Below are 24,048 nucleotides of genomic sequence, written 5' to 3'. Positions count from 1 at the left end.
GTTTAACGTCGATGACTGTTCTTCGGGGTCCGAAATCCTCGCGATCGTTCGTGACCGCGGCTCACTCGGGCGTGACCTCGTTTCGCCGGTCGCTGTCGGTCGCCTCCGCTTCCGTCGTCGCGGTCGCTCCCGTCGGTCCATCGACGTTCTCGCTCGCGGTCTCACGCGCGCTCGGGACGGCGATCGTGACGACGTTCCCGTTCGAGTGGGTGTCGAACTCGAGGTGGCCGCCGGACCGCTCGGCGATCCAGTAGACGAGCCACAACCCCATCCCGACGGTGTGTCTGAGGTGGTTCATCTCCCAGGCGTCGGTGATGACGCGGCGCTGTTCGGTCGGGATCGGCGGGCAGGTGTCCCTAACCTCGATCGCGACGCGTCCCTCCTCGGCGGTCACCTCGACGCGAACCGCGGGAGCCGACTCGGCGTGCTCGACCGCGTTCTCGACGAGTTCCTCGACCGCGTGGCGGAGTTCGGGGATCGCGAGCGCGGTCACCCCGTCCGCACACGCGACGTCGAACTCGCCGCTCGGCTCGCGGGCCCGCACCCGATCGACCGCCTCCGAAACGATCGATTCGACCGGCACGGGACGCGGCGAACCTCCCTCGCTCAGAAGGTCGATCACGTCCCGCTGCTTCTCCGCGGTCTCGAGGAGCTCCGCGGCGACGTGTCGGATCGTCTCCGCGTCGGTCTCGGGTCCGCCGGTCGTCCGGTCGGCGATGCGCTCTGCGGTCCCTATCACGACGTTCATGTCGTTTCGGATGGTGTGACGCAACAGGTTGTCCATCACCGCGAGCTGTCGGTTTCGTCGGTACTCGTCGGTGACGTCGCGGGCGAATCCCGACACCGCCACGACCGTCTCGTCGTCGTCCCCGTACACCGGCTCGCCCGGCACGCGGAGCCACTTCGTCTCGCCGTCCGAAGGCTCGATCCGGTAGTCGATGTGGACCGTCTCGCCCGCCGAGAGCCGCGCCATCGCGCGCTCGACGCGCGAGCGGTCGTCGGGGTGGACGACGTCGAGAAACCGGCGCGGACGCTCACGTAGGCTGTCCGGCGGCAACCCGAACACGGCCTCGAACGAGTCGTTGACGAACAGCAGCTCCGACCAGTCGGCGTCGAACATCCAGAGGACGTCCGGCGACTTCGAGACGATCGTCTCGAGCCGGCGGATCGGCTCGACCTCCTCGGTGACGTTCCGAGAGCTCAACACGTAGCCGCCGACGCCGGTTCGCGATGGCGGATACAGGTCGCTCCGGAGCCAGACCCAGTCGCCGTCGGCGGTTTCACACCGATATTCGAACGGCTCGTTCGGCGACGTGCCGGCGACGACCCCGGCGAAGACCCGCTCGACACGCGGCTCGTCGTCGGGGTGAACGAACTTGAAGACGCTTTCGCCCACCAGATCGTCGGGCTGAAACCCGAGAATATCGGTGACGGTCGCGTTGAGATACCGGACGGTTCCTTCCTCGTCGATCACGACGACCGCCTCCCCCGCGAGATCGAGAAGCGTCTCGGTCTCCGGCGGGTCGGTCATACGCTCACGGTCGCCCAACGGAACGTATAATCGTGACCGTCCGATTATCAGGATCGAAAACGGCATCGCCTGCGGTGGACGCCGGCCCCGTCGCGTCAGTCCGCGGAGACGCCGGGTGCGTCGAAGGCGGCCATCGACGCCTCGGCCTCCGAAGACTCCACCGTCAGCCGGACGCCGGCGTCGGAGAGTTCGACGGTCGCGTCGGTGACTCCCCGGGAGTACTCGGCCGCGTGGTCGCCGTCGGGATCGAATCGGATACCCTCGGCGAGAAGCGGCGTCTCGCTCAGTCGCTCGACCTTGCGATACGCCGTCGAGAGGGCGATGTCACAGTCGTCGGCGATCTCGCTCGTGGTCATCGGCTCGTCCACTGCGGCGAGGATGCGCCTACAGTCGGGATCCGAGAGCGCGTCGAACGCGGCGTCCAAGGCGTCGTCCGCCTCCGTCAGCGTCGTCGGTCCACCCACGCGGGACGGGTCTCGTTTCATGTCTATGGATCCGTCCGCCGTCCCCCCGTACACCGTCCCTGTATATGCGGGGTGTTTTATAGGCGGTCGCGGGGAGCGGCGGACGGCGACGGGGTGCGGTCCCCCTCCGAACGGCGGGCGGGCCGTCAACGTTTTGTCCGGCGGCGGGGAGGAACGAACGATGGGAGCCGGCATCAGGGCGGAGGTCTCGCTGCCGACGTCGTCGCCGTCGCCGTTCGACGGCGTGCTCGACGGGTCGACCCCGATCTACAGCGTGGCGCGGAGTCGGCTCGTCCCCGAGCCGGCGAGCGCGGGCGACCGGTCGGCGGGCGACGAGGTCGAGACGCCCGATCGCGGCGAGCCCGACGACGGCGACGCCGCGGATCCCGGCGTCACCGGCGGCGACGCCGTCGTGATCGAGTTCCTCGCGGACGCCGACCTCGAGGTCCCGGAGGGCGTCGAGACGGTGTTCGATTACGGCCGAAAGGCGGCCTACCGGTTCGAGGTGCCGTGCACGGACGAGTCGCCGTTCTCGGTGCTCGATCGCCACGGCGTCCCGGCGACGGAGACGGTCGTCCGTGACGGTCGGCTCCTCGTGACGTTTCACGCGGCCGACCTCCCGACGCTGCGGGCGGTCCTCGAGGAGCTTCAGGAGTCCTGTGCGGACATGCAGGTGCTGCGGCTGTTACAGTCATCGTCGACCCCCGAGGAGAGCGACCTGGCCACCTTCGACCGGAGCGAACTGACGGAACGACAGCGCGAGGTGCTCACGGCCGCCTACGACGCCGGCTACTTCGACCACCCGAAGGGCGCGAACGCGGGCGAGGTGGCCGCGGATCTCGGCATCGACCGCTCGACGTTCAGCGAACACATCGCGGCCGCCCAGCGAAAGATCCTCGCGACCGTGCTCGACTGACCGCGCGGACGGTGCTCGACCGATCGGATTCTGACGGCGTGAGAACTCGATGATCGTTTGATAGGAACGGCCGTTCCATATCCGTTCATGACGACACCCACACACACGTTCGTCTGCCCGGAGTGTCGCCGCTCGTTCGAGGTGGACGACGCGATGCGGGAGGCGCTGCTCGAGGCCGGTTGTGTCGTCTGCGGCGCGCCCGTCGTCGACGCCGACCTCACCGCCCCCGCCGTGGAGTGACCGCCGGTCCGAAGCCCGCGAATCTCCGCCGCCAGAGCCCTCTTCGCGACCACCACCGACGACCGCGGTTCGACCCGCGAGCGACGGGGCCGTCACCCGGTCTCGTGTGGTTTATCCCCCCGTGTGTAGAGACGTAGGGTATGACGACGAAGCGCGAGGCCGAGATGTCCGCGTCCGCGATAGACGCGTTCCTCGCCCGCCACGAGACCGGCGTGCTCTCGCTCGCCCGCGACGACGCCCCGTACGCGATCCCGATCTCCTACGGCTACGACGAGGACTCACGTGAGACGTTCCTGCGGCTCGTTTCCACCGTCGACAGCGAGAAACGCGAGTTCCTCGGGTCCGATCCCGACGCCCGAATCGTGGTGTACGAGGAGGACGGCGGGCGCTACACCAGCGTCGTCGCCGTCGGGACGCTCGAGCGGGTCGACCCCGCGACGCTCACCCCCGAGACGATCGCCCAGTACGGCGAGACCCGCCGGCCGCTCTTCGAGATCTGGGCCGACGGCAAGCCCGACCTCGACATCCAGCTCTACCGGCTCGCTCCCGACCGGCTGACCGGCCGGACGATCACGGTCGAGCGCGACGAGTAGTCTACGGGAGCCTCGTTCCCTCTCGCCCCGCCTCTCGGCTCCGTTCGCTCCTCGCGCCCCGTCTCCGTTCACTCCTCGCGTCGCCGACGCTCCAGCTCCTCGATCAGCGTCACCACGTCCGAGACCGCCGCGTCGACGAGCGCCGCCCCCGTCTCGGCCGTTGCGACCGTCGGGTCGCCGACGTTGCCCGCGGGGGTGATCGACGCCATCTCGTCGGCGGTGAACGCCCATCCCACCCGGTTCTCGCCGAGCGCGTCGTCGTTGGTGAGCGGGAGCGACCCCGCGGACGGGTCGACCGCGGTCGCGGCGTCCATGTCGACGAGTTCGGGGAACAGCTCCAGCATGATGCTCGTCTCGAACTCCGAGGCGTGAAACGAGACCTCGCCGGTCCGTATTTCCTCGGCGACGTCCGCGAACGGCTCCACGAGCGGGACGTGAAACGCCTCGAGGTCGCTCTCGGTGCGGAGTCGGCGGACGACGACCTCCAGTTCGGGATCCTGGACGAGGTAGCGGCCGTTGACGAGCAGGACGTGTTCGATCCCCCAGTCGGCCGCGGAGTCGCAGACGTCGAAGACGTAGCGCTGGAACGTCCCGGTCGACACCGTCCCCGGCTTGAACGTGTGGTGGGGGTGACGCCGTACGGGATCGGCGGAGCGAGAAGCGCCGGGAGAGTCGTTCATGCGGCCGCTTCGCGTGCGTCGAACGAGAAGACGGACGGAGGAACGTCGCCGGACGGGGAGCACTCGACCGGGAGGAGAACGCGAGCGAGGTCCACGATCCGGGACTACGCTTCGGCGAAGTCGTCGGTGCTCACGGCGGTCGTACACACCGGACAGCCGACCTCGAGGATGGTCTCGCGCATCTCGTCGTTCACCTCGATGGTCTGGTTACAGCCCGGACACGAGAACTCTGCGGTCGTCACGATGGTCCCTCGTTGGTCCGAGAACGACGGCGGCCGATATAAACCACCGGCTTTCGGTCGGGGCGGCGTCCGCCCTACGCGAACGCGAGCGAGTCGTCGGCGTCGCTCTCGTCGGTCGCCTGGAGCTTCTCGTAGGCCTCGAGGAAGTCGTCGAGGGTGACCTGCGTCCGGTCGTCGCGGATCGCGAACATCCCGGCCTCGGTACAGATCGCCTTGATGTCCGCGCCGGAGGCGTCCTCGACCATGCCGGCGAGTTCGGTGAAGTCGATGCCGTCGGCGAGGTTCATCTTGCGGGTGTGGATCCGGAAGATGATCTCCCGGCCCGCGGTGTCGGGTTTGGGCACCTCGATGAGACGGTCGAAGCGGCCGGGCCGGAGGATGGCGGGGTCGAGCATGTCGAAGCGGTTCGTGGCGGCGATGATCCGCACCTCGCCGCGCTCGTCGAAGCCGTCCATCTCCGAGAGCAGCTGCATCATCGTCCGCTGGACCTCGGCGTCGCCGCTCGTCTTCGAGTCCGTCCGCTTCGAGGCGATCGCGTCGATCTCGTCGATGAAGAGGACCGCGGGCTGGTTCTCGCGGGCGACCTCGAAGAGGTCGCGGACGAGCTTCGCGCCCTCGCCGATGAACTTGTGGACGAGTTCGGAGCCGGCCATCTTGATGAAGGTGGCGTCCGTCTCGTTGGCTACGGCCTTCGCGAGCATCGTCTTGCCCGTCCCCGGCGGGCCGTACAGCAGGACGCCGCTCGGCGGCTGGATCCCGACGTCCGTGAACATCTCGGGGCGTTCGAGCGGCATCTCGACCGTCTCGCGGACCTCCTGCATCTGGTCTTCGAGCCCGCCGATGTCGTTGTAGGTGACGTCCGGAGAGTGTTCGACCTGCATGACGCGGGCGCGAACATCCGTCTCCTTCTCGAGTTTCTTGACGACGGAAAGCGAGTTGTTGACCGCGACCCGGTCGTCGGGGCCGATCTCCTCGCGCATCTCGTCGGTTATCTCCGTCAGCGCCTCCTGGTTGTTGCCGTGCTGTTTGATGACCGCGCCGTCCTCCGTGAGCTCCTGGACGGTGGCCACGAACAGCGGCGACTGCTTGAGCTTCTTGTTCTCGTGGGTGAGCCGTTCGAGCTTCTGTTGGTACTTGTTGTTCTCGGCGTTGGCGTCGAGGAGCTTGTCGCGCATCTCCTCGTTCTGCGTCTCGAGGACCTCCAGCCGATCCTGGAGGGTCTCGATCTTCTCCTGTCTCGACGCCGACCCCTCGTCGTAGGGCATGTCGACGTCGTCGACGGTGTCACTCATTGGCCGTAATAAAGCGTCTCGCGGATAAGAGGCTTCGGGTGGTGGCACTCGAGGTCCGTCCCGCCGCGAAACACATGTCTCTAGGTAATAAAATAGGATAGTAAATATTATCTAGCAGCATGAGATACTGACGACCACGCATGAGCACCACGGAAGCCGTCGCCGCCGACGAGGACGTCTCGGACCGCTGGGAGGCCGTTCGCGACCTGCCGCCGAGCGCCAAACTCGTCGCGAAGGTCCTCGATTACAACGACACGCTGACCCAGAGCCAACTCGCCGAGGAGACGCTCCTCCCCCCGCGGACCGTCCGGTACGCGCTCTCTCGGCTCGAGGAGGAGGACGTGATAGACTCCCGCTTTTCCTTTACCGACGCCCGCAAGCGGCTGTACTCGCTGGCGGTGTGAGCCGCGGCCCGTCGACCGCCCATCCCACCACCGAGGGTCTAAACCCGATGCCGACCCAGCGGCCGCATGGTCTCGACGGACGACGTCAAACGGGCGCTCGCCGCGCTCGCGACGCGAACGGACACCGCGACCCGCCCCTACGCGGCGGTGATCGCCGAGGCGGACGCCGCCCGAACCGACCTCCGCCGGGCGGCCGGCTTCGTCGAGGCGGTCGGGGTCGCCCGACTCGCGACGGCGGTGGACGAGGCGGACCGCGCCGGCGACGTCGACCTCGCCGAGCGCGGGCGCGAGGCGCTCGAGGCGTACCGTCGGTATCGGGTCGTCGCCTCGGAATCGGCGGAACGTCCCGGCGGACCCGCCCGACCCGCTCCGCCCGACCCGCCCGGAACCCCTAAACCCGACACGGGCCAACCGTCGAGCCGATGACACGGGTGATCCACACCGGCGACACCCACGTCGGGTACCAGCAGTACCACTCGCCGGTCAGACGCCAGGACTTCCTCGACGCGTTCGGGGCCGTCGTCGACGACGCGGTCGACGACGACGTCGACGCCGTCGTCCACGCCGGCGACCTCTTTCACGACCGGCGGCCCGAACTCCCGGACCTCATGGGGACGATCGCCGTCCTCCGGCGACTCGCGGACGCCGGGATCCCCTTCCTCGCCGTCGTGGGCAACCACGAGTCGACCCGCGGGGGACAGTGGCTCGACCTCTTCGAGCGGCTGGGGCTCGCGACCCGGCTCGGCGACGCGCCGACCGTCGTCGGCGACGTCGCCTTCTACGGCCTCGATCACGTCCCCGTCTCCCGACGGGACGAGCTCGAGTACGCGTTCGAGCCGCACGACGCCGACTACGCGGCGCTCGTCGCCCACGGCCTCTTCGAGCCGTTCGCGCACGCGGACTGGGACACGGAGACCGTCCTCGACGAGAGCGACGTCGACTTCGACGCGATGCTCCTCGGTGACAACCACACCCCCGACAGCGCCGAGGTCGCGGGGACGTGGGTCACCTATCCGGGGTCGACCGAGCGCGCGAGCGCGAGCGAGCGCGAGGGACGCGGCTACAACCTCGTCGCCTTCGACGGGGCGGCCGTCGGCGGCGACGACCGCGTGGAGATCCGGCGACGCGCGCTCGACACTCGGGAGTTCGTGTTCGTGTCGGTCGATCTCGACGCCGGGGAGGGCGAGGCGCGCGTCCGCGAGCGGGTCCGCGAACACGACCTCGCGGACGCCGTCGTGCTCGTCGAGATAACCGGCGAGGGCGACCCTGTCACCCCGGCCGCGGTCGAGGCATTCGCGGACGCCGAGGGAGCGCTCGTCGCGCGCGTCACCGACCGACGGACGGTGGAGACCGACGAGGAGTTCGACGTGAGCTTCGCCGACCCGGAGGCGGCCGTCCGCGAGCGGATCGAGGAGATGGGGCTCTCCGCGGCCGGGCTCGACGTCGACGACGCGGTCCGATCCGACTCGATCGCCGACGCCAACGTCCGCGAGACGGTGAAGAGCCGCGTCGAGGAGCGGCTCGACGACCCCGCCGCGTTCGCCGCCGCGGACGGCGGGGCGGGCGAGGGCGACGCGGCCGGTGACGACACGACCGACGACGGCTCGACCGGGGACGAGCGGCCGACCGGGGACGACGCGACCGACGACGGAACCGAGCGATCCGACCCGTCCACGCCGGCGGACGGACAGGTCTCCATGGAGGACTACCTGTGAGGTTCGACCGGATCCGGCTCTCGAACTTCAAGCCGTACGGCGACGCCGACCTCCGACTCTCCGAGGGCGTCACCGTCATCCACGGGATCAACGGCAGCGGCAAGTCGTCGCTGCTCGAGGCCTGCTTCTTCGCGCTGTACGGCTCCAAGGCGCTGGAGGGGACTCTCGAGGACGTGATCACGAACGGCGAGGAGGAGACGGAGGTCGACCTCTGGTTCACCCACGACGGGACCGCCTACCACGTCGAGCGGCGGCTCCGCCGGTACGACGACCGCGTCGACCACGACTGTGCCCTCGAGACCACCGCCGGCGGCGACGCGACGCGCGACGGCGCGACGGCCGTCCGGCGGTTCGTGACCGAGCTGCTCCGGATGGACGCCGACGCGTTCGTCAACTGCGCGTACGTCCGGCAGGGGGAGGTGAACGCGCTCATCAACGCCACGCCGAGCCAGCGGCAGGACGTGATCGACGACCTCCTCCAGCTCGGGAAACTCGAGGAGTACCGCGAGCGCGCGGGCGACGCCAGGCTGGGCGTGGAGGACGTGTTGAACGCCAAACGGGCCGTCCTCGAGGAGAAGGAGGCGCGGATCGAGCGGAAGGAAGGGGAGGACCTCCACGGGCGGCTCAACGGGCTCGAGAGCGACCTCGGCGAGGTGACTGACGCGATCGACCGCTACGAGGCCCAGCGGGAGCGCGCGAAGGAGACGCGGGAGGCGGCGGCCGAGACGCTGTCGACCCACGAGGAGAAGCGGGAGGAGCTTGCGGACGTCGAGGAGGCCGTCGAGTCGATCGAGACGGCGATCCGCGAGACGGAACGCGAACGCGAGACGCACCGGGAGACGATCCGCGAGACCCGCGAGCGGATCGGCGAGGTCGAGTCGGCGATCGCCGACCGGCTCGACGCGGCCGGCCTCGAGGCCGCGAGCGACGAGGCGATAGCGGAGCGTCGCGAGGCGATCGCCGACCGGGAGGCGGAGGTCCGCGAGGAGCTCGACGATCGACGGGTGAGAGCCGAGGCGTTCCGCAACCAGGCGGCGAACCTCGCGGCGAAGGCGGACGACCTCGCGGGTCGCGCCGACGAGTTCGAGGAGGCGGCCGACGACCTCGTCGAGGAAGCGGGCGCCGCCGAGCGGGCGGCCGCCGAGCGGGAGGCCTCGATCGAGGCGCTCCGCGAGGAGGCCGACGCGCTCCGCGAACGGTTCGAGACGGCCGACGCCGACGTCGACCGCGGGGACGTCGCCGAGCGCCGGGAGACGCTGCGGGAGCGCCGCGGCGAGGTCCGCGAGCGCGTCGCGGAGCTGGAGACGGAGCTGAAGAACGCCCGCGAGCGCGTCGCGGAGGCCGAGGAGCTGCTGGCCGCCGGCAAGTGCCCCGAGTGCGGCCAGCCGGTCGAGGACTCCCCGCACGCGACGGGGATCGAGGAGGACCGCGAGCGCGTCGCCGCGCTGGAAGAGGAGCTGGAGTCCGCCCGCGAGCGCGCGAGCGACCTCGACGCCCGACTCGAGGAGATCGACGCGCTCGCGGACGCCGCCGATCGGCTCGCCGAGATCGACGAGAGGACCGGAACCCTCGAGGAGCGCGTCGCGGAGAAGCGCGAGGCGGCGACGGAGAAGCGCGAGGCGGCGGCGGAGAAGCACGAGGCGGCGACGGAGAAGCGCGAGGAGGCCGAGTCGACGCGGGAGGTCGCCGAGGAGAAACGCGAGGAGGCGAACGCGACCGCGGAGCGGGTGGGGGAGCTGGAGGACTCACTCGAGCGCGTCGCGGACGCTCGCGAGGCGGTCGACGCGGTCGAGGAGCGGCTCGCGACCGTCGAGGAGCTGGAGGCGGAGATCGCGCGACGGCGCGAGAAGCGCGCGGACCTGGAGGCCGTGAACGACGAGCGGCGCGACCGGCTCGCGGATAAACGCGAGCGGCGCGACGAGCTTCGCGAGGCGGTCGACGAGGAGGCGGTCGAGACGGCTCGCGAGCGCAAGGCGGAAGCCGAGGAATACGTGGAAAAGGTGGACGAGGAGCTCGACCGGCTCGACGAGCGGCGGACCGAGCTCCAGAACGCGATCGGCGGGGTGCGCGGCGAGATCGAGGCGCTGGAGGAGCTCCGCGGGGAGCGCGAGGCGCTCGCCGAGACGGTCGCGGCGCTCGAATCGCTCCACGAGGAGACGACGGAGCTGGAGGCGACGTACGGGGAACTCCGCGCGGAGCTCCGCCAACGCAACGTCCGGGAGCTCGAGCGCACGCTCAACGAGACGTTCGAGCTGGTGTACGGCAACGACGCGTACTCGCACATCGAACTCGACGGCGAGTACGCGCTCACGGTCTACCAGAAGGACGGGGAGGCGCTCGACCCCGAGCAGCTCTCCGGCGGCGAGCGGGCGCTGTTCAACCTCTCGCTGCGCTGTGCGATCTACCGGCTGCTCGCGGAGGGGATCGAGGGGGCCGCGCCGACGCCCCCGCTGATCCTCGACGAGCCGACCGTCTTCCTCGACTCCGGACACGTCTCCCGGCTCGTCGACCTCGTCGAGGAGATGCGCGGGTTCGGCGTCAAACAGATCGTGATCGTGAGCCACGACGACGAGCTGGTGGGGGCCGCGGACGAGCTCGTGACCGTCGAGAAGGATCCGCGGACGAACCGCTCGACCGTCACTCGCGAGGACGCCGCCGGGGTCGACGTCGCGTCCCTCGCGGACGACTGAGGCGGAGAGGCGACCGAGACGACCGACGCGTCCGCGGTGGCGCGCGCCCGTGAGCGGCCGGTGGCCGCGAACGGCTCGCGCGAGGGAGGGCGAGGCGGCCCGCCGGCGGCTCCGGCGGGCCGCCAAGACCGAGGCTGGGGAGGCGTGAGGTGCGGTCGCGGCGCGGTCGGCGGTCGATCCCTACGACTCGTCCGTTTTCTCGGCGTCCCCGCGTAACAGTCGAACCGCCGCCTCGGCGACCGGCGTCGCGGCGTATCCCCGGCGGCCGCCGACGTCGGCCTCCTCGATCAGTTCGGCGACGCGGAACCCGGCGAGCCGGCCGTGGAGGTCGGACTCGCACATGTCGTAGGCGTCCGTGACCTCGCGGACCGACAGCGGTCCGCGATCGACGAGCTCGATGAGCAGCCCGAGCGCCCGGTCGTCGGGGACCGCCCGGATCGTCCGGCGGACGGGCTCCGGAACCCCCCTCGCCGCGGTCGCGAGCGGTGACTCCCCCTCGACCGTCTCGAGGGTCGCGTTCTCGACGTACCGCTCCGCGCCCGTCTCCGGGTCGCGGATCCGGCTGGACTCGTCGGACCGCTTCACGAGGAGATACGTGTCGCCGTCCGCGTCTCGGACCGTTCGCATCGGACCGAGGTAGGAGAGCGGGACGGATTACGGTTCCGGGGCGGAGCGGTCCGCGTCGGCGTCGTCGGTCACGGTCGCGTCCACGCCCGCGTCAGCGGCATCGTCGCCGGCGGCATCGCCGTCAGCGGGGCGTTCAGTTTCGGCGGCGGCCGCCTCCTCGCCCCCGTCGTCCCCCCGCGACCGATCCCACGACCGGTACGTCTGATACGTGCGGATCCCGGCGAGGATCCCCGCGACGGTCAGGACGATGCCGATCCGGATCCATCCCTCGAAGAACCAGACCATCGGCCCGAGGCTCGCGAGGAGGACCGCGACGTTCGCGTAGATCACGGCGACGACGAACGCGCGGAGGGTGCCGCCGTCGACGTCGCCGGCGGCCGAGAAGTCCCCGTCGTCGTCGAACGACTTGACCGAGGGGGCCTTCGGGATCTCCGGCGTCATCTCGCGCTCGGCGTCGGAGCTCTCCCCGAAGGAGACCTCGCCCTCGTCGTCCTCGTCGAAGGGGAACACGTTCGCCGGTACGGCGCGGCGGGTCAAAGGGGTTGTGTCCGGCGGTCGCGGAGGAACGGGTCGGACGCGTCGAAACGCGATTCAGGCCGCGTCCGCGAGCCGGACCGTTCGGCTGGCCTCGACCCACGCGAGCGGGTTCTCCGCCTCGAAGAGCACCACGTTGCCGTCGTCCTCGTACACCTCCACGTCGGCGTCGACCGCGTCGTGGTCGCCCGAACGGTGCGTCCCGTCGTCCCGAAGCGGGTTCGAGGGCATGGACCGTGGTAAGTCAGTACACGATATAGGCTTTTCCGTGGGGGTGAGTGTCACCGGTCGGGTCGCCGCCGTCCGAGCGTGGCGGACTCGACCGGGGCCGTCGGGACGCCGTGAGCCGAGGGACGGGTCCGGGAACGAACGCCGGTCTTTTAGCCGGGTACGGCGAACGGAGCGTATGACTCAGTCGGGGCTCACGGACTTCTCGTCGCCCGCCGGTGCGGACGCCGACGGCGACGGCGGCGCCCGCGACGACCTCGCCGCCGAGGAGGCGAGGGTCGTCGCGGGCGGCGGACACGGACGCGTCAGCGATGTCGTCGACGTCGACGAGGCGAAGTTCCCGGAATCGACGGGCACCGTCGAGCTGATGATCACCCAGATCGACTACGCGGTCGAGGGGTACGGCAGCGACGAGTACCCCGTCGTCCACGTGTTCGGCCGCCGGCCGAACCCCGACGGCGACGACGACGTCGAACACCTCCGCGTCCTCGGCGTCGAGCCGTACTTCTACGTCCCGACCGCGGAGCTCGATCGCGACCCCGCCGAGGCGTACGACGTGGTCATCGGCACCCGCGAGGAGAACGCCGAGGGCGAGCCCTACGAGAGCATCCGCGGCGAGCCGCTCACCCGGATCGTCACGCGGACCCCGCGTGACGTTGGGAACATCCGGGACGACTTCGAGACCACCTTCGAGGCGGACATCCTCTTTCCGAACCGCTTTCTGATCGACAACGGGCTCAACGGCGGCCTGCGCGTCGAGGAGCGCCGCCTCGACGACGGGGAGGGGACGATCCAGGTCCACGAGGGGATGCTGGAACCCGCCGACGTCGACGCCGAGATGCGGGTGAACACCTTCGACATCGAGGTCGACGACCGCCGCGGCTTCCCCGAGGACGGCGAGGAACCGATCATCTGCCTCACCAGCCACGACTCCTACGACGACGAGTACGTCGTCTGGCTGTACGACGCGCCCGACGCGGAGGTGCCGCCGCCGTCGGAACTCCCCGACTACGAGGGGATCGTCGAGGACGGGGAGCTCGATTTCGAGGTCCGTGTCTTCGAGGAGGAGGCCGCGATGCTCGACGCGTTCGTGGACTACATCGACGAGACGGACCCGGATCTCTTTACAGGGTGGAACTGTCTACCGGCGGATAGTCAGATTCTCAAAGCGGACGGGACCGAGCAACGGATCGAAGACGTGTCCGTCGGAGACGAGGTGATCGGGAGCGACGAACAGCAGACGACGACCGCGGAGGTCACGAACAAGTGGGAAAGCGAGAAGGATATTCTCAGATACAGGCTCGCGGACGGAACTGATCTCCGCAGTTCGGAGGACCATCGTGTGATGGTCGGTGACGACGATCAAGTCGACTGGAAGGAGGGAAGCGAGATCGACGTCGGGGACTATCTCCTCAAGCCGCGAAAATTGAACGTCGACTCGGAGCGTGTCCCGACCCTCAGTGACCTCGTCCCGATCGAATGCCAGCGGTTCGGTAGTAAAGAAGCGATCAAATCGTTCAAATCTGAACTTCCTTACGGCGCCGTTTCTGAGCTCGCAGAGGAGTTCGATCTCGCCGCGGGAACCTTACATCACCCGAAGACAGATGTCTGGACGCCGGAGCGCTGTCAGGTTGCGTCTGACCGGTACGACGTTGCGCTCCCTGACGGCGGGAAGGAGTACCGCCGCACGCGGAACGACCTCGACAGGGAACTCACCGACCACGAGCTGTATCTCGCAGGACTCGTTCTCACGGATGGAACGATGTCGCCCGAGGACGGAGTCCGTTTCTACAACACGCGTGAGGAGTTACACGGACAGTTCCCTGGTGAGACCCATCTTCAACCCGATGGAAAGGGATGCTACAAGCAGAACGTACTGGATTACGCCCGAATGTACGCGTTCAACGGGCTCGGGATTCCGTTCGGTGATAAAAACGAGGTGGAAGTCGATCTCTCGACGATTTTCGAACTTCCAGAATCGCATATAGAACGGTTCTTGGCGGGAGTCATCGACGGGGACGGGAACGTCTCGTCTTCGGTGACCGTTGCGGCCGAAAACCGATCCATCGGAGAATGGTACGTGAAGCTATTCCGCCGGCTTGGCATCTACGCAGAACAGCGGGAAAACGTGGTTCGGGTCCCGGACGCAGAGCGTGAGATCCAGCGACTCAGGGATCGGGTCCTCCCGCATCTCTCTCACTCAAAAAAGCGAGAGGCGCTGAAAGCGCTAGACGGCGGAGAAAGCGGACGGAGCGAGAACATCCCGTACGCGCTCTTTGAGGCGGACACTGGTACGGATGAAAAGCGGATCGGCCGGGACAAACGCCGCCGAGGAATCAACCTCAAACGGCACGAAACGACTCTCGACGAGTGGTCGGAGTACGTGTTTGTGAAGGTTGAGGATGTGGAGCGTGTCGGCACGGAGACGACCTACGACATCGAGACCACCACGCACAATTTCTTCGCAGATGATTGTCTCGTTCACAACTGCGAGGACTTCGACGTCCCGTACTTCTTCGACCGGATGGAAGAGCTCGATCCGGGAAGCGAGTACGATCTCTCGGTGGATCGATTCTCCCGCATCGGCGAGGTGTGGCGCTCCGGCTGGGGCGGCCCCGACGTCAAGGGCCGCGTCGTCTTCGACCTCCTGTACGCCTACAAGCGCACGATGTTCACGGAGCTGGAGTCGTACCGGCTCGACGCGGTGGGAGAGCGCGAGCTCGGCGTCGGCAAGGAGCGGTACGCCGGCGACATCGGCGACCTCTGGGAGCAGGACCCGGAGCGCCTGCTCGAGTACAGCATCCGCGACGTGGAGCTGTGCGTCGAGATCGACCGCGCACAGGACGTGATCGCCTTCTGGGACGACGCCCGGAAGATCGTCGGCTGTAAGCTCGAGGACGCGACGACGCCGGGGGACGCGGTCGACATGTACGTGCTCCACATGGCGTTCGGGAACTTCGCGCTGCCCTCGAAGGGCCAACAGGAGGCCGAGGAGTTCGAGGGCGGCGCGGTGTTCGACCCGATCTCCGGAGTCCGCGAGATGGTGAGCGTGCTGGACCTGAAGAGCCTCTACCCCATGTCCATGGTGACGATCAACGCGTCGCCGGAGACGAAGGTCGACCCCGAGGCGTACGACGGCGACACCTACCGGACCCCGACGGGCGTCCACTTCCGGAAGGAGCCGGACGGCATCATCCGGGAGATGGTGAACGAACTCCTCGACGAGCGCGAGGAGAAGAAGGCGCTCCGGAACGAGCACGAGCCGGGGACCGAGGCGTACGAACAGTACGACCGGCAGCAGGGAGCTGTCAAAGTTCTGATGAACTCGTTGTACGGCGTTTTCGGGTGGGACCGGTTCCGCCTGTACGACCGCGAGATGAGCGCGGGCGTCACCTCGACCAACCGCGAGGTGATCGACTTCACCGCCGGCGTGACCGAAGAGCTTGATAGGAAGGTTACATACGGGGACACCGATTCAGTTATGCTTTCTCTCGGAGATTTATCGAAAGAAAAGGCGATCGCGACCTCCTTCGAGATAGCGGATCACATCAACGACCGCTACGACGACTTCGCGCGCGAGGAGTTGAACGCCGAGTTTCACCGCTTCGAGATCGAGTTCGAGAAGCTCTACCGGCGCTTCTTCCAGGCGGGCAAGAAGAAGCGGTACGCGGGCCACATCGTCTGGAAGGAGGGGAAAGACGTCGACGACATCGACATCACGGGCTTCGAGTACAAGCGGTCGGACATCGCACAGATTACGAAGGAGGTCCAACAGCATGTCATCGAGACCATCGTCACCGGCGACGACATCGACGAGGACCTCGCGGCGATCACGACGTACCTCTCGGGGGTCATCGACGACTTCCTCGCGGGGAACGTCGACGTCGAGGAGGTCGGGATCCCCGGCGGGATCGGCAAGCGGCTCGACGCCTACGAGACGCCGACCGCGCAGGTCCGGGGCGCGCAGTACGCCAACGAGCTGCTGGGGACGAACTTCGGGAGGGGCTCGAAGCCCAAGCGGCTCTACTTGGAGAAGGTCCATCCGGACTTCTGGGAGCGGATGGAGTCCGAGGTGGGGCTCGATCCCCAACGCAACGGGCTCTACGGCGAGTTCAAACGCGACCCGGACGTGATCTGTTTCGAGTACGCGGACCAGATCCCCGAGGAGTTCGAGGTGGACTGGGAGAAGATGCTCGAGAAGACGCTGAAAGGACCCATCGAGCGGATCATCGAGGCGCTCGGCACCTCCTGGGAGGAGGTCAAGACCGGCCAAGAACAGACCGGCCTCGGTTCGTTCATGTGATTACGAACCATGATTTCAGTTCTCGAAAGAATTATTCTCTAATTCGTGATTTTCGACGGGGTATCCGTAACTATTAACCTCCGCAACCCCCACGATACACGTACGAGGCAGAACCCTACATATGGCAACTCTCGAGATCAGCGACCTACGCGTGCGGGTGGCAGAAGAGGGCGGTGAACGGATCCTTCGAGGCGTCGACCTCGAGGTCGAGTCCGGCGAGATCCACGCGTTGATGGGTCCGAACGGCTCGGGCAAGTCGACGCTGGCGAAGGTCATCGCCGGACATCCAGCCTACGAGGTAACGGACGGGAGCGTGGCGCTCCATCTCGACGAGGCCGACCTGGCGGACGTTGACGCCGACCTCGACGACGATGACTACCACTGGGAGCTGCTCGAACTCGAGCCCAACGAGCGAGCCGCGCTCGGGATCTTCCTCGGGTTCCAGTACCCCGCGGAGATCGAGGGCGTCACGATGACGAACTTCCTCCGGCAGGCGCTCAACGCGAAGGCCGACGAGCGCGAGGAGCTGTTCGAGGGCGAGGACGCCGAGGAGGCGGACGCCGACGACGAGGGCTACGACACCTCCCCGATGGAGGGCCCCGCCGACGACGGCGAGATCGGCGTCGCCGAGTTCCAGGAGATCCTCTCGGAGAAGATGGAGCTGCTCGACATGGACGAGAAGTTCATGCAGCGGTACCTCAACGCCGGCTTCTCCGGCGGCGAGAAGAAGCAGAACGAGGTGCTCCAGGCAGCGATGTTGGAGCCAGCGATCGCCGTGCTCGACGAGATCGACTCCGGGCTCGACATCGACCGCCTCCAGGACGTCTCGAAGGGGATCAACGCGCTCCGCGACGAGCAGGGAACCGGCATCCTCCAGATCACCCACTACCAGCGCATCCTCGACTACGTCGAGCCCGACCACGTCCACGTAATGTTAGACGGCGAGGTCGCGAAGAGCGGCGGCCCGGAGCTCGCGGAGAAGCTCGAGGACGAGGGGTACGACTGGGTCCGCGAGGACGCCTACGGGACGGCGTAACTAACCGTGGTTACACAACAACGCTATACAACCAGAGACGTAAACAACTGACATGAGTTCACAAGACCACCTCAAAGAGACCGACACCGAGGCCCGCTTCGAGTTCAAGAAGGAGGAGAAGTCCGCCTTCAAAAGCGAGAAGGGCCTCACCGAGGAGACGATCCGCGTCATCTCGGAGGACAAGGACGAACCGGAGTGGATGCTGGAGCGCCGCCTGCGCGCCCTCGAGCAGTTCGAGGCGATGCCGATGCCGACCGACTGGCCCGAAGCGCCGGACCTCTCGGAGGTCGACATCGACCAGATCGTCCCGTACATCCGTCCCGACATCGACGTCCGCGGCGGCGTCGACGACTGGACTGACCTCCCCGAGGAGATCAAGGACACCTTCGACAAGCTGGGCATCCCGGAGGCAGAAAAGAACGCGCTCTCCGGCGTCGGCGCACAGTACGAGTCGGAGATCGTCTACCAGAACATGCAGGAGCGCTGGGAGGAGAAGGGCGTCGTCTTCTGTGACATGGACAAGGCGGTCCAGGAGCACGAAGAGCTCGTCAAGGAGTACTTCATGACGAAGGCCGTCCCGCCGAGCGACAACAAGTTCGCGGCGCTTCACGGCGCGATCTGGTCGGGCGGCTCGTTCGTCTACGTCCCCGAGGACACCACGGTCGAGATGCCGATCCAGGCGTACTTCCGGATGAACTCCGAGGGGATGGGCCAGTTCGAGCACACGCTCATCATCGCCGAGGAGGGCTCGGAGGTCCACTACATCGAGGGCTGTTCGGCGCCCAAGTACTCCGCGTTCAACCTCCACTCCGGCGGCGTCGAGGTGTTCGTCGGCGAGGACGCCCACGTCCAGTACTCGACCGTCCAGAACTGGTCGAAGAACACGTACAACCTGAACACCAAGCGCGCGATCGCCGAGAAGGGCGGGCGAATGGAGTGGATCTCGGGGTCGATGGGGTCGAAGGCGACGATGCTGTACCCCTCGACGATCCTGAAGGGTCGCGGCGCGAGCGACAACCACATCACCATCGCCTTCGCGGGCGAGGGCCAGGACATCGACACCGGCGCGAAGGTGTACCACAACGCGCCCGAGACCAAATCGACGATCGAGTCGAAGTCGATCTCGAAGGACGGCGGCCGCACCAACTACCGCGGCCTCGTCCACATCGCCGACGGCGCTTCTGACTCCTCGACCGCCGTGGAGTGCGACGCGCTGATGTTCGACAACGAGTCGACCTCCGACACGATGCCGTACATGGAGATCAACGAGTCGAAGGTCGACGTCGCTCACGAGGCGACCGTCGGGAAGATCGGCGACGAGGACATCTTCTACCTCCAGTCGCGCGGTCTCGACGACGACGACGCGAAACAGATGATCGTCTCGGGGTTCATCGAGCCGATCACGGAGGAGCTGCCGATCGAGTACGCCGTCGAGCTGAACCGGCTCGTCGAACTGGAGATGGAGGGTTCGCTCGGATAACATGAGCACGAAAGCAATCGAGAGCCTCTCGGAGGACACGGTACGACACATTGCGGAGGAACGCGACGAGCCCGAGTGGCTCCTCGAGACCCGTCTGAACGCGCTTTCGGCGCTGGAGACTGCGGAGCTACCCGACGTCATCCAGACGCCCGGCCGGCGCTGGACGGACCTCGAGGCGCTGGACTTCGAGGCGCTCGTCGACCCGCTGAACCAGTCGGACGCGACGGAGCGGACCGCCGGCGACGACGAGGTCGTCGTCGCGCCGTTCACCGAGGCGTTCGACGAGTACGGCGACACCCTCGAGGAGCACTTCGGCACCGTGCTCGACCCCGAGCACAACTACCTCACGGCGCTGTCGGTGGCGCTCTTTACGACCGGCACGTTCGTCTACGTCCCCGAGGGCGTCGACGTCGAGGACGTGAAGATCCGCGCGGAGATGAACTCCCGCTCGCTGTTCAGCCAGACGCTCGTAGTCGCCGAGGAGTCGTCGTCGGTGACGATCCTCGAGTCGATCGAGTCGGGTGAGGAGAGCGAGATCGAGGGAGACCGGTACTTCTCGAACCTCGTCGAGGTCGTCGGCGGCGAGAACGCGGCCGTCCAGTTTGGCTCGCTCCAGAACCTCGACGACGACACCTACACCTACTCGCTGAAACGCGGGATCACGGACACGTACGCCACGATCGACTGGATCGAGAGCAACTTCGGCTCGAAGCTCACCCGCTCCGACGTCGAGACCGAACTGAACGGCGACGGCTCCGAGAGCCAGATCGTCGGGACGTTCTTCGGCAGCGAGGACCAGCACTTCGACGTCAACGCCCGCGTCTGGCACCAGGCCGAACACACCACGGCCGACCTCGTCACGCGCGGCGTGCTCGACGACGTGGCGCGCTCGGTGTACGAGGGCGTCCAGGACGTCGGCCGTGACGCGTGGAACACCTCGAGCTACCAGCGCGAGAACACGCTGATGCTGTCGGACGACGCCGAGGCGGACGCGTCGCCGAAGCTGATCATCCACAACCACGACACGGAGGCGTCACACTCCGCGACCGTGGGGCAGGTCGACGCCGAGGACCTGTTCTACCTGGAGAGTCGCTCCATCGACTCGCTCACGGCGCGAAACATGCTCGTCGAGGGCTTCTTCGTGCCCGTCTTAGAGGAGATCGCGGTCGACGAGTTCCGCGAGGACGTCGAGGAACTCGTCGTCGAACGGCTCCAGTAGCGGGTCGCTCGCGGGGAAGACGCACGGAGATTCGATTTTTCGCGACCGCCTCCGAGAACGCCGTTAGTATCCCTCCTCGCCGGCGACGCGGTTCACGGCCGAGACGACGGTCTCGCCCATCGTCGTGACGTCCGCGTCGTCGACCGTGAGCGGCGGCGCGAGCATGAGGTGATCGCCGGCCCGTCCGTCGACGCTGCCGCCGCCGGGATACGTGTACACGCCGTCCTCGAGCGCGGCGTCGTAGATCCGGTCGGCGATATCGGCGTCCGGATCGAACGGCGTCTTCGTCTCCCGGTCGGCGACGAACTCGACGCCGACCTGGAGCCCCACCCGTCGGATCTCGCCGACGATCGGGCTCTCGACGAGCGGCTCCAGGGTCTCCTCGAGCCGCCGCCCGCGCCGTCGAGCCGCCGCGAACAGGTCCTCAGTGTAGCGATCGAGCACGCGGTCGGCCACCGCCGTCGAGATCGGGTTCCCGCTGTAGGTGTGACCGTGTTGGAAGGCGTGGTCGTTCGCCTCGAGCGTCTCGACGACGTGGTCGGCGACCATCGTCGCGCTTATCGGCGCGTAGCCGGCTGAGAGCCCCTTCCCGAGCGCCATGAGATCCGGCGTGACCCCGAGCCCCCCGCAGGCGAAGGCGTCGCCGGTCCGGCCGAACCCGACCATCACCTCGTCGGCGATGAAGAGGAGCCCGTACTCCGAGCAGATCCGGCGTATCTCGCGGTAGTAGGCGGGGTGCGGACGCGTCGCGGGGACGCTCGACCCGCCCACGGGCTCGGCGATGAAGGCGGAGACCGTCTCGGGGCCGACGCGACGGACGAGCCGCTCCAGCTCTCCGGCGGCCGCGACCGCCTGCTCCTCGGGAGGTCCCTCGTGATCCCAGCGATACGGGTACGCGGGGGCGATCTTCGGCCAGCCCCGCAGCGAGGGCTCGTACGTCGTCCGCCGACCGGTGTTGCCCGAGGCGGAGAGCGCGCCGAGCGTCGATCCGTGGTAGGAGGCCCACCGGCCGATCACCGCCTCTCGGGTCGGCTCGCCGCGGGCGACGTGGTAGTCGCGGGCGAGCTTGATCGCCGACTCGACCGCCTCGCTGCCGGAGTCGACGAAGAACGCCTCGTTCAACGAGCCCGGCGTCATCGCGGCGAGCGTTTCCCCCACCGACTCGGCGGACGGGGTCGTGAAGTGCGACGTCGAGACGTAGCCGACCCGCTCGGCCTGTTCGGCCATGGCGTCGGCGACGCCGGGCGGCGAGTGGCCGAGGTTGACGACCGCCGCGCCCGCGGCCGCGTCGAGGATCTCCTCGCCGCCGGCCGTCACGAGCGTCGAGTCGTGTGCGTCGACGATCTCCGGGTGGTCGGGGTCCCGACCCGCGCCCCACTTGTAGAACACGCCCATGGAGACCTTCCTCGCGGGTGGGCGTGATAAATCGATCCCCGAGGGAACCGCTTAAGTCGGGGAGGCCCCGACGTGACACCATGCGAACGGGCGTATCGAACGGCGACGGGTGGTCGAGGTGAGCGTCAGCCAGCGGATCACCTCCGACGACCAGCTCGCCAGACTGCTACAGATCGGGATCGTGTTGGAGGAGGTCGTCGAGGCGCGGGCTCACCACCACTACGAGAGCCTCGACGCGGAGCTCGACGAGGAGGTCGAGACGCTGCTTTCGGACGCCGCCGAGGAGTCCGCCGAGCACCGCGCGCGGTTGGAGGGGCTCATCGAGGGGCTCGGCGTCGACAGCGTCCCGTTCGACGAGATCGAGTCGCTCGTCGACGCGCGGTACGGGCGGACGCAGCCGGACGACTTCGACGGCGTGTTGTACGACCAGCTGTGTAACGAGGAGACCGCCTACAAGTTCTACGACGACCTCATCGAGGCGATAGAGGGCGCGGACGCGGAGTTCTCGGTCGACCGCGACGAACTGCTCGACACCCTGGAGGCGATCCGCGAGGAGGAGGCCGAGGGCGTGAGCGAGGTCACGGAGGTCATGGAACGACGATGAGCCGGAGGACCGAACCGACGAGCCGGAGGACCGAACCGACGGGACGACCGAGGAGGCCGACGACCACGGACGGAGGCGAAGCGTGAACACCGCAGACCAGTACCTCAAAACGATCTACGTCGTACAGAAACAGGAGGACGGCCCCGCCTCGACCGGCTCGATCGCCGACGCCCTCGGGGTCAGTCCGGCGAGCGCCAACGAGATGATCGGCAAGCTCGAGGAGCGCGGGCTCGCCGAACACGAGAAGTACAAGGGAGTTCGACTCACCGACGACGGGATCGTGAAGGCGCGCGACGCGCTCCAGACCTACTGTATCATCGAGCGCTTCCTCGCGAACGTCCTCGCCGTCGAGGAGTTCCGCGAGGAGGCCCACGAGTTGGAGGCGGTGATAGACGACACCGTCGCCGAGCGGCTGGACACGATCATCGACCGCCAGCCCGAGTGTCCGGACTGTTTCGACCCCGAGACCGACGCCTGCGCGTGTCTGGAGGTCGCGGCGGTGCCGGCGGAGCCGGAGCGGTGAGGACGCAGTCGGCGGTCGAACCCGTGTTTTAGACGCCGGTCGAGTACCGGAGGATGCCCGCGATGCCGCCGAAGGCGTCGAGCAGCTGTTCGCCCTTCTCGAAGTCGGTGGAGATGAACTTGGTGTCGGTGCCGCGCTGTTCGGCGATCGCCATCAGGTGTTCGATGGCGTCCTCGCGCTCCTCGACCGCCGCGTCCTCGCCGCACTCGGAACACTCGTGAGCGGGGGTGGAGTGTCGCGAGTCGACCACCTCGAACTCCTCGTGGCCGTTCGGACACTCGTAAACGATCACGTCCGACCGGAGGTCCTCCGAGATGAGCAGCCGGTCGACGGAGCCCATGATCAGGTTGCGTCGGGTCTCCTCGAAGCCGTAGGTGGCCTCCTCGCCGGTGTGGAGGTTCTCGAAGAACTCCTCCATGTGGCGTTTGTCCTCGACGATCTCCTGATCGGAGAGCGCCTCGCTGCCGGCGTCGACGAGGTCCTTCAGTCCGGACTCGTCGGTGTAGGCCACGTCGAACTTCCCGAGCACCTTGTCCTGTAGCTCGTGGTGGAGGTAGTCGCCGTCGAGGAACTCGTCCTTCGTCGGCGAGGGACCGCCGACGAGGATGCCGTCGAGCTCGTGACGCTTGGGGACGAACAGGTCGTTGGCCATCCCCGCGACCTCCTGATAGAAGTTGTCGATGGCCTCGAGTCGGAGCCGGGCGAACCGCTGGGCGGACTGGCCCCCTTTCCGTTGTTTGCCGGGGACGAGCGAGGAAGCGGACTTGACCGGTTCGACGCGTTTCCCCTTCAGCCAGCCGACGTTGGCCTCCCGTCTGTCGAGGACGATGAGCCCGAAGAGCCCGGAGTCCGCGAGCATGTGCTCGAGCGGCTCCGTGAGGAACGCGGAGTCGCAGTGGTAGCGGAACGACTGGACGGGGTTCGGCGGCGATTCGAGCGTCTTGGTGACCATGTCGGTTCGGCCGCCGCCGGCGTCGACCGCCCCGGAGAAGATCACCATCCCGTTGTCTGGGGGGTAGGTGTCGTAGTAGCGGAGACGGTCCTTGATGCTCGTCAGCGCGTCCTGAACGTTCGTCCGGGTCTGTTTGGACTTGATGTTGGACGCCTCGCTGTGTTCCTGGGTGACGTGGGCGACCACGTCCGAGATCTGCTTGTCTTCGGGGATGTAGATGGTGACGAGCTGCGTGCCGGAGCCCTCGAACTCCTTGAGCTCCTCGATGACCTTGCGGAACTCGTACTTCCGCCGGTCCTTGCTCGCCTCCTGGGCGTCGCTACTCATTGTCTTCAATACGGCGTGGCGCGTGTAAGTAACCTTTGACCGCCGGTTCGACG

At 67.5% G+C, this 24,048-nt stretch carries 23 protein-coding genes; 13 read left to right on the top strand and 10 right to left on the bottom strand.

Translation table 11 applies throughout. The annotated features are described in order from the left end of the window. Positions 1-61: 61 nt before the first annotated feature. Together NO889_RS03505 and NO889_RS03500 are read right to left on the bottom strand one after the other, a co-directional pair. A complete protein-coding gene (locus tag NO889_RS03505) occupies positions 62-1,531 on the bottom strand; it encodes a PAS domain-containing protein (protein WP_256410868.1) in 1,470 nt (489 codons plus the stop codon). A 95-nt stretch (positions 1,532-1,626) separates the two neighbouring features. After that, positions 1,627-2,016 (bottom strand): winged helix-turn-helix domain-containing protein, encoded by a 390-nt coding sequence (locus tag NO889_RS03500; RefSeq protein WP_256410866.1) that lies wholly within the window; start codon positions 2,014-2,016, stop codon positions 1,627-1,629. 160 nt (positions 2,017-2,176) lie between these two features. On the opposite strand from NO889_RS03500, the gene NO889_RS03495 reads away from it, so the two are divergent. From NO889_RS03495 to NO889_RS03485, 3 genes are all read left to right on the top strand, one after another. Beyond that, a complete protein-coding gene (locus NO889_RS03495) occupies positions 2,177-2,911 on the top strand; it encodes a helix-turn-helix domain-containing protein (protein WP_256410865.1) in 735 nt (244 codons plus the stop codon). An 87-nt stretch (positions 2,912-2,998) separates the two neighbouring features. Beyond that, positions 2,999-3,151, top strand: a complete 153-nt coding sequence (locus NO889_RS03490; protein ID WP_198530012.1) for a DUF7560 family zinc ribbon protein — start codon at positions 2,999-3,001, stop codon at positions 3,149-3,151. Between the two features lie 140 nt (positions 3,152-3,291). Further along, positions 3,292-3,744, top strand: coding sequence for a pyridoxamine 5'-phosphate oxidase family protein (locus tag NO889_RS03485; RefSeq protein ID WP_256410864.1), 453 nt, complete (start codon positions 3,292-3,294; stop codon positions 3,742-3,744). Positions 3,745-3,812: 68 nt separating this feature from the next. On the opposite strand, the gene NO889_RS03480 is transcribed toward NO889_RS03485, so the two are convergent. The 3 genes from NO889_RS03480 to pan1 form a co-directional block, all read right to left on the bottom strand. Further along, positions 3,813-4,424 carry a creatininase family protein gene (locus NO889_RS03480; protein ID WP_256410863.1) on the bottom strand — a complete coding sequence of 204 codons (612 nt, stop codon included), beginning with the start codon at positions 4,422-4,424 and terminating at the stop codon, positions 3,813-3,815. 104 nt (positions 4,425-4,528) lie between these two features. Next, a complete protein-coding gene (locus NO889_RS03475; RefSeq protein ID WP_256410862.1) occupies positions 4,529-4,666 on the bottom strand; it encodes a DUF7560 family zinc ribbon protein in 138 nt (45 codons plus the stop codon). A 74-nt stretch (positions 4,667-4,740) separates the two neighbouring features. Further along, positions 4,741-5,958 carry a proteasome-activating nucleotidase Pan1 gene (pan1, locus tag NO889_RS03470; protein ID WP_256410861.1) on the bottom strand — a complete coding sequence of 406 codons (1,218 nt, stop codon included), beginning with the start codon at positions 5,956-5,958 and terminating at the stop codon, positions 4,741-4,743. 140 nt (positions 5,959-6,098) lie between these two features. On the opposite strand from pan1, the gene NO889_RS03465 reads away from it, so the two are divergent. From NO889_RS03465 to rad50, 4 genes are all read left to right on the top strand, one after another. Further along, positions 6,099-6,362 carry a MarR family transcriptional regulator gene (locus tag NO889_RS03465; RefSeq protein ID WP_066412490.1) on the top strand — a complete coding sequence of 88 codons (264 nt, stop codon included), beginning with the start codon at positions 6,099-6,101 and terminating at the stop codon, positions 6,360-6,362. Positions 6,363-6,428: 66 nt separating this feature from the next. Continuing rightward, positions 6,429-6,788: a DUF7966 family protein gene (locus NO889_RS03460; protein WP_256410860.1), complete on the top strand. Its 360-nt coding sequence runs from the start codon at positions 6,429-6,431 to the stop codon at positions 6,786-6,788. Continuing rightward, positions 6,785-8,077, top strand: coding sequence for a DNA double-strand break repair protein Mre11 (gene mre11, locus NO889_RS03455; RefSeq protein ID WP_256410859.1), 1,293 nt, complete (start codon positions 6,785-6,787; stop codon positions 8,075-8,077). Before NO889_RS03460 ends, mre11 begins: the two co-directional genes overlap by 4 nt. After that, on the top strand, positions 8,074-10,767 hold the full coding sequence (gene rad50, locus NO889_RS03450; RefSeq protein ID WP_256410858.1) for a DNA double-strand break repair ATPase Rad50: 2,694 nt from the start codon (positions 8,074-8,076) through the stop codon (positions 10,765-10,767). Before mre11 ends, rad50 begins: the two co-directional genes overlap by 4 nt. 180 nt (positions 10,768-10,947) lie before the next feature. Here the strand turns inward: rad50 and NO889_RS03445 are convergent, their stop codons facing one another. The 3 genes from NO889_RS03445 to NO889_RS03435 all read right to left on the bottom strand — a co-directional run bounded on the left by NO889_RS03445 (position 10,948) and on the right by NO889_RS03435 (position 12,159). Then, a complete protein-coding gene (locus NO889_RS03445) occupies positions 10,948-11,394 on the bottom strand; it encodes a DUF7346 family protein (protein ID WP_256410857.1) in 447 nt (148 codons plus the stop codon). A 27-nt stretch (positions 11,395-11,421) separates the two neighbouring features. Beyond that, positions 11,422-11,904: a DUF7322 domain-containing protein gene (locus NO889_RS03440; RefSeq protein ID WP_256410856.1), complete on the bottom strand. Its 483-nt coding sequence runs from the start codon at positions 11,902-11,904 to the stop codon at positions 11,422-11,424. Between the two features lie 81 nt (positions 11,905-11,985). After that, entirely contained in the window at positions 11,986-12,159 is a 174-nt protein-coding gene (locus NO889_RS03435; protein WP_203227857.1) for a DUF7331 family protein, read from the bottom strand. A 175-nt stretch (positions 12,160-12,334) separates the two neighbouring features. On the opposite strand from NO889_RS03435, the gene NO889_RS03430 reads away from it, so the two are divergent. The 4 genes from NO889_RS03430 (at position 12,335) to sufD (ending at position 20,194) form a co-directional block, all read left to right on the top strand. Continuing rightward, positions 12,335-16,459 (top strand): DNA polymerase domain-containing protein, encoded by a 4,125-nt coding sequence (locus NO889_RS03430; protein WP_256410855.1) that lies wholly within the window; start codon positions 12,335-12,337, stop codon positions 16,457-16,459. Positions 16,460-16,580: 121 nt separating this feature from the next. Then, the gene (locus NO889_RS03425) at positions 16,581-17,495 is read left to right on the top strand and encodes an ABC transporter ATP-binding protein (RefSeq protein WP_256410854.1); all 915 of its coding nucleotides are present in this window, start codon (positions 16,581-16,583) and stop codon (positions 17,493-17,495) included. 52 nt (positions 17,496-17,547) lie between these two features. After that, the gene (gene sufB, locus NO889_RS03420) at positions 17,548-18,975 is read left to right on the top strand and encodes a Fe-S cluster assembly protein SufB (RefSeq protein WP_256410853.1); all 1,428 of its coding nucleotides are present in this window, start codon (positions 17,548-17,550) and stop codon (positions 18,973-18,975) included. 1 nt (position 18,976) lies between these two features. After that, entirely contained in the window at positions 18,977-20,194 is a 1,218-nt protein-coding gene (gene sufD / locus NO889_RS03415) for a Fe-S cluster assembly protein SufD (protein WP_256410852.1), read from the top strand. A gap of 63 nt (positions 20,195-20,257) precedes the next feature. On the opposite strand, the gene NO889_RS03410 is transcribed toward sufD, so the two are convergent. Further along, positions 20,258-21,589 (bottom strand): aminotransferase family protein, encoded by a 1,332-nt coding sequence (locus tag NO889_RS03410; RefSeq protein WP_256410851.1) that lies wholly within the window; start codon positions 21,587-21,589, stop codon positions 20,258-20,260. Positions 21,590-21,707: 118 nt separating this feature from the next. Here NO889_RS03410 and NO889_RS03405 point away from each other — a divergent pair, with 118 nt between their 5' ends. Both NO889_RS03405 and NO889_RS03400 read left to right on the top strand, forming a co-directional pair. Further along, on the top strand, positions 21,708-22,193 hold the full coding sequence (locus tag NO889_RS03405) for a ferritin-like domain-containing protein (protein WP_256410850.1): 486 nt from the start codon (positions 21,708-21,710) through the stop codon (positions 22,191-22,193). Between the two features lie 82 nt (positions 22,194-22,275). Then, complete coding sequence (locus NO889_RS03400) at positions 22,276-22,716, top strand: metal-dependent transcriptional regulator (RefSeq protein ID WP_256410849.1); 441 nt, start codon at positions 22,276-22,278, stop codon at positions 22,714-22,716. A 28-nt stretch (positions 22,717-22,744) separates the two neighbouring features. On the opposite strand, the gene prf1 is transcribed toward NO889_RS03400, so the two are convergent. After that, complete coding sequence (prf1, locus tag NO889_RS03395; RefSeq protein WP_256410848.1) at positions 22,745-23,995, bottom strand: peptide chain release factor aRF-1; 1,251 nt, start codon at positions 23,993-23,995, stop codon at positions 22,745-22,747. Between the last annotated feature and the right edge of the window lie 53 nt (positions 23,996-24,048).

The sequence above is a fragment of the Halorubrum rubrum genome (assembly GCF_024494685.1).
Taxonomy (GTDB): domain Archaea; phylum Halobacteriota; class Halobacteria; order Halobacteriales; family Haloferacaceae; genus Halorubrum; species Halorubrum rubrum.
Note: the sequence above shows the minus strand (reverse complement) of the source record. Positions and strands in the feature narration are given on the sequence as shown.